Annotated in this window: 13 protein-coding genes and 1 pseudogene; 7 read left to right on the plus strand and 7 right to left on the minus strand. The window is 57.9% G+C overall.

Translation table 11 applies throughout. The features are described 5' to 3' along the window. The first annotated feature begins 3 nt into the window (after positions 1-3). Entirely contained in the window at positions 4-897 is an 894-nt protein-coding gene (locus SB822_RS16200; RefSeq protein ID WP_410855188.1) for a GlxA family transcriptional regulator, read from the plus strand. Between the two features lie 524 nt (positions 898-1,421). Here the strand turns inward: SB822_RS16200 and SB822_RS16205 are convergent. Further along, positions 1,422-1,724: a hypothetical protein gene (locus SB822_RS16205; RefSeq protein WP_007737716.1), complete on the minus strand. Its 303-nt coding sequence runs from the start codon at positions 1,722-1,724 to the stop codon at positions 1,422-1,424. Between the two features lie 185 nt (positions 1,725-1,909). Between SB822_RS16205 and SB822_RS16210 the strand changes: the two genes are divergently transcribed. The 4 genes from SB822_RS16210 to SB822_RS16225 all read left to right on the plus strand — a co-directional run bounded on the left by SB822_RS16210 (position 1,910) and on the right by SB822_RS16225 (position 5,818). Beyond that, positions 1,910-2,161, plus strand: coding sequence for a hypothetical protein (locus SB822_RS16210; RefSeq protein WP_007580145.1), 252 nt, complete (start codon positions 1,910-1,912; stop codon positions 2,159-2,161). Between the two features lie 236 nt (positions 2,162-2,397). After that, positions 2,398-3,498 (plus strand): hypothetical protein, encoded by a 1,101-nt coding sequence (locus SB822_RS16215; RefSeq protein ID WP_007580146.1) that lies wholly within the window; start codon positions 2,398-2,400, stop codon positions 3,496-3,498. Between the two features lie 651 nt (positions 3,499-4,149). Continuing rightward, the gene (locus tag SB822_RS16220; protein ID WP_101541289.1) at positions 4,150-4,743 is read left to right on the plus strand and encodes a universal stress protein; all 594 of its coding nucleotides are present in this window, start codon (positions 4,150-4,152) and stop codon (positions 4,741-4,743) included. A 262-nt stretch (positions 4,744-5,005) separates the two neighbouring features. Further along, complete coding sequence (locus SB822_RS16225) at positions 5,006-5,818, plus strand: RMD1 family protein (RefSeq protein WP_007580148.1); 813 nt, start codon at positions 5,006-5,008, stop codon at positions 5,816-5,818. Positions 5,819-6,275: 457 nt separating this feature from the next. Here SB822_RS16225 and SB822_RS16230 read toward each other — a convergent pair whose 3' ends face one another. The 4 genes from SB822_RS16230 to SB822_RS16245 all read right to left on the minus strand — a co-directional run bounded on the left by SB822_RS16230 (position 6,276) and on the right by SB822_RS16245 (position 8,805). Further along, positions 6,276-6,587, minus strand: a complete 312-nt coding sequence (locus SB822_RS16230) for a DUF4148 domain-containing protein (protein ID WP_086915780.1) — start codon at positions 6,585-6,587, stop codon at positions 6,276-6,278. Between the two features lie 347 nt (positions 6,588-6,934). Continuing rightward, a complete protein-coding gene (locus SB822_RS16235) occupies positions 6,935-7,309 on the minus strand; it encodes an Ig domain-containing protein (RefSeq protein WP_410855189.1) in 375 nt (124 codons plus the stop codon). A gap of 62 nt (positions 7,310-7,371) precedes the next feature. Next, positions 7,372-7,800 carry a hypothetical protein gene (locus SB822_RS16240; RefSeq protein WP_007737722.1) on the minus strand — a complete coding sequence of 143 codons (429 nt, stop codon included), beginning with the start codon at positions 7,798-7,800 and terminating at the stop codon, positions 7,372-7,374. A gap of 534 nt (positions 7,801-8,334) precedes the next feature. Then, a complete protein-coding gene (locus tag SB822_RS16245; protein ID WP_079482402.1) occupies positions 8,335-8,805 on the minus strand; it encodes a glycine zipper domain-containing protein in 471 nt (156 codons plus the stop codon). 364 nt (positions 8,806-9,169) lie between these two features. Between SB822_RS16245 and SB822_RS16250 the strand changes: the two genes are divergently transcribed. Both SB822_RS16250 and SB822_RS16255 read left to right on the plus strand, forming a co-directional pair. After that, a complete protein-coding gene (locus tag SB822_RS16250; RefSeq protein ID WP_410855190.1) occupies positions 9,170-9,412 on the plus strand; it encodes a hypothetical protein in 243 nt (80 codons plus the stop codon). A gap of 610 nt (positions 9,413-10,022) precedes the next feature. Further along, complete coding sequence (locus SB822_RS16255; RefSeq protein ID WP_410855191.1) at positions 10,023-10,241, plus strand: hypothetical protein; 219 nt, start codon at positions 10,023-10,025, stop codon at positions 10,239-10,241. 134 nt (positions 10,242-10,375) lie between these two features. Here SB822_RS16255 and SB822_RS16260 read toward each other — a convergent pair. Then, positions 10,376-10,942, minus strand: a pseudogene (locus SB822_RS16260) (helix-turn-helix domain-containing protein); the annotation flags it as partial. Between the two features lie 216 nt (positions 10,943-11,158). Then, on the minus strand, positions 11,159-11,551 hold the full coding sequence (locus tag SB822_RS16265; RefSeq protein ID WP_079502870.1) for a hypothetical protein: 393 nt from the start codon (positions 11,549-11,551) through the stop codon (positions 11,159-11,161). Positions 11,552-11,583: the final 32 nt, after the last annotated feature.

Raw genomic sequence — 11,583 nt, forward strand, 5'->3', positions numbered from 1 at the left:
CACATGACTTCTCACCCGACAATCGAAATTGGCATCGTCCACTATCCGGGCGCGCAACTCGCAGCGATACATGGTTTGAGCGACCTGTTCGAAGTCGCAAATCGCTTCGTCGCACAACATCAGAGCGAGGGATCGGCCTTTCTGCTTGTCAGTCAGTGGCACGCCCGTACACGTGGCAAGGCACCTGTCAGAGACCATGACAAGGGCGAAAGTGCAGACAGGTCACCCGCAGTCATTCTGTTACCGCCAAGCCTTGGTGGACAGATCAGTCACGACGACGCCGCGCCATTCGTCGACTGGTTAGTCGAGCATCATCGGGCGGGGACGACACTCGGCTCCATGTGCGGAGGCGCTTTCCTGCTGGCTGAAACAGGGCTTCTCAACGGACGGACGGCGACCACGCACTGGGCTCACGCCGACATCTTCCGGACGCGGTTTCCTGATGTGCGCCTCGATGTCGACAGGCTCATCATTGATGACGGCGATATCATCTGCGCGGGCGGTTTGATGGCGTGGATCGACTTGGGCCTGAAACTGGTCGACCGTTTTCTGGGGCCGACCATCATGGCCGAGACGGCCCGATTTCTGCTGGTGGATCCGCCCGGGCGCGAGCAACGCTATTACAGCGCTTTCTCCCCGAACCTGATCCACGGCGACGCCGCCGTGCTGAAAACCCAGCATTGGCTCCAGGCGACGGGGATGACCGCCATCGATTACTGTCAGCAGTTGCGTGTTGGCAAAGCGCGCGAAATGCTGCAGTTCACGACATCCTCGATCGAGACGGTTGCATGGGACGTGGGCTACCGGGACGTGGGCGCGTTTCGCAAGATTTTTAGCAGAGTCACGGGCCTCACGCCCGGTGAGTTTCGCCGACGCTTCACTGTAAATCACGGCTAGAGCGGTGCGGTTCCATCTACTCTCCAAGAGCAGGGGACACGCCTTTCGGTAGCCTGATAACAAGCCATTAGTGGTTCAGCGATTGATCTCATCGACAAACTCTTTCGGCGTGACGATCGGCCATTTCACTGTGCCAGTTGCCATTTTTTGAGCCTGTTGACGTCGAGACTCGTATTCGCGAATGCGGTACCGCATGGCGCGACCGCCTGCGACGGACAACTTTGTCTCACGCCGGATTGATACCTGCCAATCGGCATGGCCACGGGGTTTCCTGTGTACCGGGCAGAGGTTTCTCCCGCGCCAAGGCAAGCGGGCGGCAGAGGTTTAACCGCTGTAACCGGCTTCGATACGCAGTTCTGCAGAGTAAATGTCCCATTTGTGGACTATCTCTGTTTTGACGCGCGTGGAACCTATCCGTTGCCCTCCGGAAATGGGCGGAGGCCACGCGTCACCAGATGCCCGAGTGGCGTAGTGCCCAGTCAGATCAGCACACAAAGTCGCCAGATTCGTCTCCGATTGTGAAGTCACAAAGGGGAGTGCGTGCCCTGCCTGGCAGCGCCCAGTTTTGCTGTCGCCGTTCTGGCTGCGAGAATGCTCCGGATGGTCGCAAGGGAATGGTCGGCGACCAGACTCGAGGTTTGTCGAAGCGGCGCGGAAAACGCCGGAGTTCTCACGCCAAGGCATCTGCAAACTGTCGAGAGATAAGGTTTGCCCGATCCGGCGCACTGCGCGACAGCGCTGGCGATCGCGGCATCGCCAACGTGCTTGCGAAGCCATTCGAGGGTTTGCCGGTCCTTCTCGTTGTAGACCCTGACCAGGTGCTCCATTACGCCTCCCGAGATACTGTATGCAAACACAGTACTGTAAATTTATACAGGTTTTGGGCGGATGGCAAGGACTCGGGGTTAATTCATGGCGAGCGTGCCACCGGATCGCAGGTAACCATAGCGCCCACCCATGCGAAATTAAGGGCGCTAACGAACGTATGTAGTGACTTTGTATTCAGTAGCGCGTGTTGTTCCGCCTTTCCTGCTATGGCATCCACGAGGGCAAGGCGGGCCTGTCCATCGGCCAGTTTCCCGAAAGCGGCCACGTCCCCGCTGAACTTGAGGGCTTCGTCGATGACAGTTTTCTACAAGCCCTTTTTGGCAAGAACCGGATCATCGATCAGGTGCGGGACGACACCATTTACGTTCATCTCGTCGTCGACACGCGACGCGATCTGCTGGGCCTTCTCCAAAGAATCGTGCTGCGGCTGTTGTAAGCCACTACGACGTGACGGGGGCGAAAACGTCCAGCGTAGGGTAGTTGGGCGTGTTGCAAATTCCTTAATGCGATAGAACCAGAAGTTCACCACCCGACACGACAAGATATTCGAAAGTACTTTGGAATGCGCCTGCCCGTTTCCTAAGCTAGGGGAGGGCCGCGGTAAGCCCGCGGATTCGTTGCCTGGCGGGAAAGGTAAACGGGAATCGGAAACGGGAAAAGGAGCCGCCTCAGATGCCACTCACTTTTGATGAACTGATCGAGCTCCTGGACAAGTCCATCTCGGTGGCCGGCGATAGCAAGTCGAAAAAGGCGTTCCTCGCCGATATTTTCCAGCCGATGACCTATGGCGAAGACACGGAACTCGACCCGGATGTCGTCCTCGACCTGCCTCAGACGCAAACGATTCTTGCGAAACTGATCACGCTCACGACGAACGAAACGAAGGCTTCCTATGGGGCGCGGCCCGAACTGCGCGCCGAGCGGCTCACCGCGTTGAAGCAGGTTCAGAGCTGGGTCGCCGGCGGTTCGACAACGAGCCCCGTCTTCAGCAACGTCAATCGCTTCCATGTGGCCGTGCAGGTGGCGCTTCGAGTGAGACGCCCGAGTTCGATGAACCAGGGGCCCCAGGGCTTCTGCGGTCCGGCTTCGATCCTGGTGCCGGTGGTGCGTGGTTGTCCTCTGGACTACGTCGGCTTCGTCGGGGACCTCTTCGACAAGGGGATTGCACGCTTCGGTGAAACGGACGTCGATGTCCAGCAGGCCAACCCGTTCCGGCACGGCTGGACGGCCGCCTGCGGTCCGGCGGCCGACTTTATCGCGTTGGGGAGCCTGCGCTGCAACATCGAAGCGTTCGTCGCCGCTCCGTTGGGCGGCGGTCAGGCTTTCGACTTCCTGAGCAAAGAAAGCCACGCGACGACGCCGGGGCAGATCGCGACGCTGCTCACGCAGGCAGGCTACCGGACCGTACAGAACCAGGCGCTCACCGATTACACGTCGCCGCGCGACGGCACGCGGCTCAGCACCGCCGGCACCAACCTGACGAGCTGCTCGAGTCTGTTCAGGCGCGCGCCGGACTGCGTGGTCATCATGCTGGTGCACGGGACCCTGGCCACGAATGCGAAACGCAGCGCGGTGATCCAAGGCGATGCGCATGTGCCCAAGCTTTCCGATCTCCATTGGATTCTCGTGCGGCGGATCGAAGCCGACGCGACCAACTTGCCGACCGGACGTGTGAAGATGAAGCTCTATACATGGAAGTGGAGCGGCCTCGGCGATTTCGCGATGAAGGACTTCCTGCCGCGCTACTACGGCTATGTCAGCGCGGAGCTGTGATCAAGCCGAGTCATCAACGAGACCAGGCGTTTCGCGGCAGTTCCCGGCCGGGTTCGGTAGGCCGCGGCATATACGAGCGGGATGATGCGGCGAATTCGCGGCACACCAGATTCGTGATCCCAAGCCGCTACAGACAATCGTTAGATTCTTGGCAGGTATGGTCTGACGTTGCGATGCTTTGGTTTCTCAGATTTTCTTATATTTCAACGAGAAAGGCGGCCGACTTATCCACAGGATACCCACGTTTCATGTACTTACTGTTGCGTGGTCACAGCATTGCCATTTGTTGCGTTGATGCTCTTCTGGGAACGCAACACGTTGGGATCCGGCAACGCAGTTTTGCCACACTCAGTGTTGCGCTCCCTCTGGTCCCACGCTTCCGCCTTGAGGGCGGCGCTCCGGCTTCACACCCAGTTCCCACAGTATGTCGTTTCGCCGATATCAATTTGCAGGCCGTGTGGATTAAGCGCGTGTATGAAAATCCGATGGGGTGAAGTGGTGCAGATCATCGACGAGGCACTGCCGTCTGCGTTATTGGACCAAGGTCCAATAACGCTCGGGCGACCCTGTGCATACACTGGAATATGCCATTCAGGTGATTGGCGGATCATGCTCGTCCTTAATGCCGGAAGCGTGTGCGCGAAGTGAGCGATGAAGTCGTTCGACACGAATCGTGCCTGGATAAAAGTCGCCAACCCCGAGATTCGCCAGGCTCAAGACTTCCGATACGTTGCAAGACGTATCGCAGACGAAGCGAACACTGGAGGGTACGCCATGTACCGGACGATCCTCGTCGCCATTGACGGAAGCAGTTCATCAAGACTGGCGCTCAGGGAAGCCGTGCGGCTTGCTGCGTCGACACAAGGCATCGTGCATGCAATTCACGTCGTGGACCACGCGCCCGTGTTTGCATATACGGATCTTGATCCGGTTGAACTTGTGGACGCCATGCGGAAAAGCGGAAGAGTATTGCTCGCTGACGCAGAGCAGGCGTGTGCCGCGGCCGATGTGACGTGTCACGTTGAACTGGTTGAACCTGCCACCTTATCGGACGATGTCGCTTCTATTGTCCAGCGGTACGCGGAACAGGTTCATGCCGATCTCGTCGTGTTAGGCACGCATGGGCGCAGGGGCGTGAGACGTCTGATGCTCGGCAGTGTCGCAGAACGTTTCCTGCGGTGTTCGAATTGCGCTGTCTTACTGATGCGCGACGACGACAGTCGAGAGCGTACACATCGAGATTGAATCGCCAGTTTCACATGCTACGTTGCCGCGTCGGAAGCGCAATCTAGCTCAGGAATTGCTTTGAGTCGTTCATGTCGCGTGGTCCGACTCCGAAGCCGAAACGTGCGTGGGGAAACGAGATTGTGGCGGTCCAGCATGTAGAAGGGAGAGAGACCCATCGGTCCGGAGATAACCTGTTCGACAGGCAAGCTATCGACGACAGCTGGCGCGCAGGTGCGGAAAAATGCGTCGTGCAGGAGATCGTTAGATTGACGGGTAGAACATGAACCAGCTCGCTCTCGATTTGCGACAACACGTGAAAGCCCGCGCGCGCCTGATTGGAGACCGGCTTGATCTGAAAAACTATAAGATCGCCAATCCCTTGGGGACCACTCCGCTCACACTGACGGTCGGCTCTGACGATGGCGTAGCGGTTCTATTTCGTTATGGCGTCGTGGTATTTTTCGGCGTCCGTGCCGACGATGAAGTAGCTTTCATTGGTTCTCTCAAAAGCATAATAACCAACGTTTACGACAACCCCGAGGTCGATGAACTCGACATTTACAGCGGAAAATCCAACCCGGGTGTACAGAGCGACGCCGTGTCGTTGGACAAGGTCACATTGGAGAAGATACAGATAATCGCAGACGTACTCGGGAAGAGCCTCGTCTTATCACTATATGAGAAAGAGGTTGCGGGTAAATTTGACGGGATTGCCCCTGTTGCGCTGGAACTGGCTAACTCCGGAAAGGTGATGGCAAACTCGAGATCACTTCTTTCGAAAATTGGCAATCTAATACTGATTGAGCATCGCATGGTTGGGCGTGCCGAGATCGGTGACAAACCTGAAATCCTGTGGGAATTTCCGTCGCTTGGCGGTCTGTATGCAGCTCTCGAAGACGAATTTGAACTTCATGAACGTCACGCGGCGCTAGAGCGCAAACTCACTCTGATCTCGGACACCGTGCAAACCTTGGCCGATATTGTGGAGAACAAGAATATCCACAAACTGGAATGGTACGTAATAGGGTTAATTTGCTTTGAAGTTATTTTGAGCCTCATGGGCATAGCCAGAAGCTGGCTGCTTCCAATCTGATCAACCGACGAATGAGGCACGTCGGTAAACCGCCGCTGAAAGACGAAAAAGGTTGTCCGATGCGAGGCTCCGTTCGATTGCGTCCTGCAGAACCTGGTGCTCCGCGAAAAAGACGTTGGTTTTCCGGCCAAGCCGACGGCGGTTGAAAAGCAATCAGGAATACCGATAGATATCTCGGCCTATCCAGCACGAGTTCCGACCGTCGGGGATTTTTTACAGGTCAGAACCTTCGCCATGCTCTGTGCACGTGAGCATCCGCGCTGCCTGAGTCCGGTGCAGCGTTATAAACCGCGCATTGATATAACGCAGCGGTCCCTGTTAGACCGGATCATCCCGATGATGAGCGAAGCGAAGGTGGCCCCGGGTCGTTGGCGGCACACCGCTGCGCTGCGCTGCAATGCGACGCACGGTTGCTGCGCGCTAAGTCTGAGGAGGTCCGTGGTGGCTCCGGAGCTTCTCACCCGGGATGAAACTGCCGGCACTCTGTTTCGAACCAATGGTCGACCAGGCGCTGCGCGGCGTGTAGATCCTCTGGGAACTTTGGGTCGTCGTTCCATGGTGACGGGTTGTAGCCCGCTTTCCTCAGGGCCGAGAGCTCGCTTTGTTGTTGCGCCCTCGTCGGAGGCGCGTTGCGTCTAAGCTCGGCAAGGTCACGGCACTCTGTTGGACTCAGATGTGGCCCACTTTGTGGCACGCCGGCGGCGGCACATCCAGTCAGCAGGAGCGCCAACACTGCAAGCGTCGAGCAGTTTTTCGGGAGGTTTTCCATAGCGCATCTCCACGCGTCCGATTGGCGCAACGCAAGCGGTGCGATGCCGCCAGTCGCGCGTGACTTCCGCGTTTATATTGCCTTAGTCCAGTCACCGGAACTGGCGCACTGTACAAAGAGACGAAAGTCAGGCGCCAGCGCCTCGAATGACCATTGCACTTCCGAAAAGAGAAATACGCCCACCGGTTGTCGAGCGTCCGAGAAGGGTGCGGAAGTTGGCTTTGAACCACGGATCGCGGTCAACCATCCGAACTAATTTTCCGGGTTCGGCCAGCTCCAGCCGTTCGCCTGTGGTCTCAAGCCGAAGTTCGAAGGTCGGTTCGGCTCACATAGTGGACCACTGGCCGTCAATCATGTGCGTCGCGTCGTCGGTGCAATGGCGTCGGCCTTGACTTCGATCTCGATTCATGTGGAACTGCTGCGTTGCTGCTGGGGATCGTGTAAATGGTGGCGGGGGAGACGACCTTGGGCGTGCCAGTGATCGCGCAGGTCTGCGGATCCAGGACAAGGCCCGCGGGTAGCGATGGCGAAACGCTGCATTGCGTGATTGCCCCGCCGCTGTTGCTGACGGTTTCCGGAATGATTTCGGTACCTTCCGCGAAGACAACCGACGCGTCGCATTCGGTCAGTCCGGCCGACGCAATGGATGCCGTGCTGTTGTTGCCTCCGCCGTGGCGCCCGCAACCAGCATCGCTACCAGCAAAAGCAGGCTCGTCACACATTGTGTGATAGGGATGGCCCGACCCTCATCCTGTTTTCTATCAGAATAGGTCAAGCGTCCAGATTAATCAGCCAAAAGAGATCGCACTGCAAGTTCACCGCGTTCTTCCGACGTCCGCGCGTTGTTGAGGGGGACATCCAAGCCACCGTCGTCCGGCACCGGCAAGAAGAGTGAGAAGTGAATCAGCGCGCTTTTTGCGGACAGTTCGATATTGCAGAGTTTCGTGCCACGATCCGGATTGGTGAAAAGGATGCCCGCGCGGGCCGTGCCCGGTGGAATTGGATTCTTGAAGGCGAGTTTGTAGAACGGGTCATCGACTTGCACGTTAGTTGGTCCACCGCGTAACGGATGCAGGGCCCAAACAACGTCGAAAGGTAAAAAGTGGCCGCCGTCAGCGCCTGTCCGAAACAACCATAACGATTGAGCGGTTCTATTCGTTACCTCAAGCCATACAGGCTGCACGTTGACAGCGTATAGATCGGCGCCGAACATGCGCTTGCTATCCTCTGCGCTGAGTACTGCGGCACTCACGCGTACGCTGTGACTCTCCTCCGTCACGGCGCGAGCGCGCAGCGGCGCGTCGTTATCCGTCGTTGGGTCATGCCACGGCGCACAAGTGGCTAATGCGAACACCAGCCACACCAAACATAGTGGGTATCCGAGCGAACGCCACAATCGTTTTGAAGAAAGCATCGTGAGCCGCCCAGCACTCAGTCATGGTGGGTGTCAAAATCTTCGAGGCGAAAGAAACCGCTCACACTCGCGTAGAGGAGATTGGCCGTTACTTTTGATCGCCCGGTCATTTGTATCGCCCTGTGACCAGAATAGTCGGCGTTCATCAGACGCGACGACATCGGTTCCGGTATTCGGTCTTCACGATGTCGTCGTCGTCGAAGGCGTGAGCAGAAGTAAATTGACTTTCGCCGATGTGCTCATGAGCAGAAACAGTGGTCCGCGAATACATTCCGCCTGAATCGCATCGCGGATCACTGCCACAAGAGGCTTTTCGGTCTAGAGATTTAGGGCCTAGTGCATCGTATACCCACGGCCACTCATGCAGGCGGAATATGCCTGATTGAATGCCGCCATTGCATTCTGATTTTGCGCCTGGGCCGATGCTTGGGCATTTCGCTGGTTCTGACGCGCGCGCATTCCTCCACCCATTGTTCCGGCAACCGCGCCAACTGCAGCGCCCTTTCCGGCGTCGCCAGCAATCGCCCCAATGACTGCACCCCCGGCGGCCCCGCGAGCAGCGCCGCCGACTCGCTCCCCGCCGCCTACGGCGGGCCCGGATGGTGGCGGAGGTGTGGCAGCCACCGCTGCAGGATCAACGCCAGTTTGCGATTTGGCCCACGATGCGCATGCTGACTGATCCTGCTGCTGTTTCTGCGAACTTTGACCTTTGGCCGGATAGGCTACGGGCTGCGCCACTGCTGCAGCCTGCCAGAAGAGCAGCACAGCAATTGCAGAAATTTGACGCTTGCTGAACGTGTGCATGAGACCCCCTTGTTTGCATGCTCCCTTTCAGTCTATTCGCTGCATGGCGCCAGCGAAAGTGGTCGTTACGTCAATCGTAAGCCCGTTGAATTCCGTCAAGGGCAGCGGAGCAGCCGCGCATGCCTTGCAAGACAGCGTGACCGTTCCTCCGGAGCCGAGAGTCAAAACAGCGACCGACGATTTGAAAGTAATTGATTCATTTACTGCCACTAAGCCGTTAACTTCAGCATGACGAACAGCGCGGTCGACTTCATCGGCGACATTGATTCGGCTTGTCTCTTGACCAGATAGCGATATGTGCCGCAAGGGCTGATGACGGCACTCATGCTAGGATTCCTCGCAGAACATCCCGGAGACCGCTGCCATGTCGAAACCCGTGATTTCGCCGGAAGAGTTTATTGCCGAAGTGAATGAGCGATTGCCGAACATCGGTGGATATGAAAAGGGTGTGCGTGTGTCTCTCTATCCGGAGGGAAGCAACGGCGCGACAGCGAGCGGACATGGTTTGGAACCCGATACCATCGAGGCAAGGGCCGTCGCTGGAACAGCCGTCTCGCAGGTTCTTTTCGAGTTCGATGTAAATCCGCATATCTCGCGAGAGTCCTAGTTTACTCTGTTGAGTAAATGACAAATACCGAGCTCCGCGAGCTTTCACAACAGTCGAAGGAGCAGGAGTCCCGACGTGGAACTTTGGATTCAACCCTGCGCGCCATGCGCTGACCTTTACGGACAGCCGTCCACGGTACATCCACACGATACGTTGACCTTGGTCGGAGCCGGCGCAGTGAAAGACGCTCAAGTTGAGCAGCACTACACCTGCACGCGATGCAGCGCCGCATTCACGCGTATCCTCAAGGGCGAGCCGCGAAAACAAGTCTGGATGCTGCTGAACGCAGGGCAACATTGAGCTGGAGCGCGCGCCCTTGCTAACAAGCTGCTTAAAGAACAAGAGTCCTGAATTGCCGCGCCGACCCTCGGAGCAGGCAACCGCCCAAGCGGCACAAACGGCGGCGAAGATAGCCATGTGGACTTGCCGAAACTGCAATCCACGTTTCTCATTCGATCAGGTCGAAGCTCAAACCGACGAAAGCGGATTTTCTTTCATCCGTCGCGACTGTGACTACCGAAACAACCTGGTGAACGTCGGTCCAGACGCGGCGGGGCGCCCGCAGCTTATCCAGCGCGACGACGAGTAGGGCACCTTTTCGGAGGCGGTCATGCATTTCGACTATAAGGAGTTTCACATCAACGCGTCGCCTCTTGATGAAGGCGGCCGTTACTATGCTCGAGCAAAGATCTACCGGCGCGACCCGGCGACCGGAGATGCCGTGGAAGTGAAATATTCGGGCGACCTTGGCGACTATCCCTCTGACGCGGATGCTATCGAAGCGGCGCAGCGTTGGGCGATTCAGTGGTGCGACAACAGCTCCGGATAGGGCACCCGTACGGATTCCTCGAAACGGCTCAGATACGCCGATGATTTGGTCTCTGTGAACCGGCTTCGGAAAAGCGCCGCAAAACGGCCTCGTCGCGAGTGCTTCGTGTTCGCTCATGGTGTCGTTGTCCTTGCAGTTAGATCGGTGGCCGTGAAGTGCAGCGTCATCAGCCGGCTGGTTGCATCGTCCACGTACACCAGCAGCGTGCACGCGAGCGCCCGTTCCTCGAACCAGTGGTGATCGCTACCGTCGATCTGCACCAGCTCGCCCAGGCACGCGCGCCGCGCGCGCGGCTGGTAGATCTTTGGCGGGCGCTGTGCACGCGGCACCCACAGACCCGCATCCGTCATCAGGTGACGGACGGTTTCCTTGCACAGCCCGATGCCGTGGCATTCCCACAGCTTCTCGCGCGCCAGCGTCGGCCCAAAATCGGCATAGCGCTCGCGAATGAGCGTCAGGGCCCGCAACGCCAGACCTTCGTCGAGCTTGCGGTTGCCCGGTCTGCCACGCCTGCAGGACGCCACGCCAGACGGCCCGGACTGCCGATACCGGTTCACCAGTCGCTCGACCTGCCGCACGCTCAGTCCCAGCCGTTCGGCGGCACGGCCCGGCTTGAGACCCATCTCAACGATGGCCTGAATGACCTTCAGCCTGTCCAGTTCGCGCATGCTCAGACTCACCAGCGTGGTGTCCGGTTTCATGGCTGGCTCCTGCAAGGTTGCAGCACGGTGCCAGCTTGCCAGCGTTCAGAAACACGACATCTGTAAATAGCCAGAACCGGACATTACTAAAAAGCTCTGACACCAGCCCGTTGATAATTTATGTTATGTCAAATTAAGAAGCTCACCAATCAGGCGTCTCCAACAACCCCGACCTTGACTGGCACCCACCACCAGCCAAGCCTCAACAAACCCACCTCAAACCCCCACATCCTCCACCAACCCCGCCTTCAGCGCCCGAATGCGCCGATCAACGAAATACCCGCCACCTTCCGTATAACGCAAGTACAACCGCCCGCACTCCGAACACTCCCACACACCACACCGGTTATACGGAAAGTACCGCGGCGCGATCGGCGCATCCGGCGACCAGTACTGAACGTTATCCGGCCGATACTCAGCAAACGTCGGCTCGGGATCATCCTCGCGCATGAGCGTAGCCACCTCGACAAGCCGCGTTTCATCGAGCGAAAGCGGTTGCGATTGCCATCCATCCAGCGGCGTCTTCGTGCAGGAGCAAGGCGCCCAACCATTTTCCTCAGCGCGCTGAGCAAGTGCGACAAGCGCCGCTGCGTCCACATAGGGTGTCATGAAATATTGCCTGTTTCCAGATTGATTCGATG

The organism is Paraburkholderia sp. SIMBA_054 (assembly GCF_046534875.1).
Lineage (GTDB): Bacteria > Pseudomonadota > Gammaproteobacteria > Burkholderiales > Burkholderiaceae > Paraburkholderia > Paraburkholderia hospita.

Excerpts from the sequence above, each read along its gene's own strand:
- SB822_RS16200 (WP_410855188.1), top strand. The coding sequence starts at position 4 with ATGACTTCTCACCCGACAATCGAAATTGGCATCGTCCACTATCCGGGC.
- SB822_RS16205 (WP_007737716.1), bottom strand. The coding sequence starts at position 1,724 with ATGGAGCACCTGGTCAGGGTCTACAACGAGAAGGACCGGCAAACCCTC.
- SB822_RS16215 (WP_007580146.1), top strand. The coding sequence starts at position 2,398 with ATGCCACTCACTTTTGATGAACTGATCGAGCTCCTGGACAAGTCCATC.
- SB822_RS16220 (WP_101541289.1), top strand. The coding sequence starts at position 4,150 with ATGAAGTCGTTCGACACGAATCGTGCCTGGATAAAAGTCGCCAACCCC.
- SB822_RS16225 (WP_007580148.1), top strand. The coding sequence starts at position 5,006 with ATGAACCAGCTCGCTCTCGATTTGCGACAACACGTGAAAGCCCGCGCG.
- SB822_RS16230 (WP_086915780.1), bottom strand. The coding sequence starts at position 6,587 with ATGGAAAACCTCCCGAAAAACTGCTCGACGCTTGCAGTGTTGGCGCTC.
- SB822_RS16235 (WP_410855189.1), bottom strand. The coding sequence starts at position 7,309 with ATGTGTGACGAGCCTGCTTTTGCTGGTAGCGATGCTGGTTGCGGGCGC.
- SB822_RS16240 (WP_007737722.1), bottom strand. The coding sequence starts at position 7,800 with ATGTTCGGCGCCGATCTATACGCTGTCAACGTGCAGCCTGTATGGCTT.
- SB822_RS16245 (WP_079482402.1), bottom strand. The coding sequence starts at position 8,805 with ATGCACACGTTCAGCAAGCGTCAAATTTCTGCAATTGCTGTGCTGCTC.
- SB822_RS16250 (WP_410855190.1), top strand. The coding sequence starts at position 9,170 with ATGTCGAAACCCGTGATTTCGCCGGAAGAGTTTATTGCCGAAGTGAAT.
- SB822_RS16255 (WP_410855191.1), top strand. The coding sequence starts at position 10,023 with ATGCATTTCGACTATAAGGAGTTTCACATCAACGCGTCGCCTCTTGAT.
- SB822_RS16265 (WP_079502870.1), bottom strand. The coding sequence starts at position 11,551 with ATGACACCCTATGTGGACGCAGCGGCGCTTGTCGCACTTGCTCAGCGC.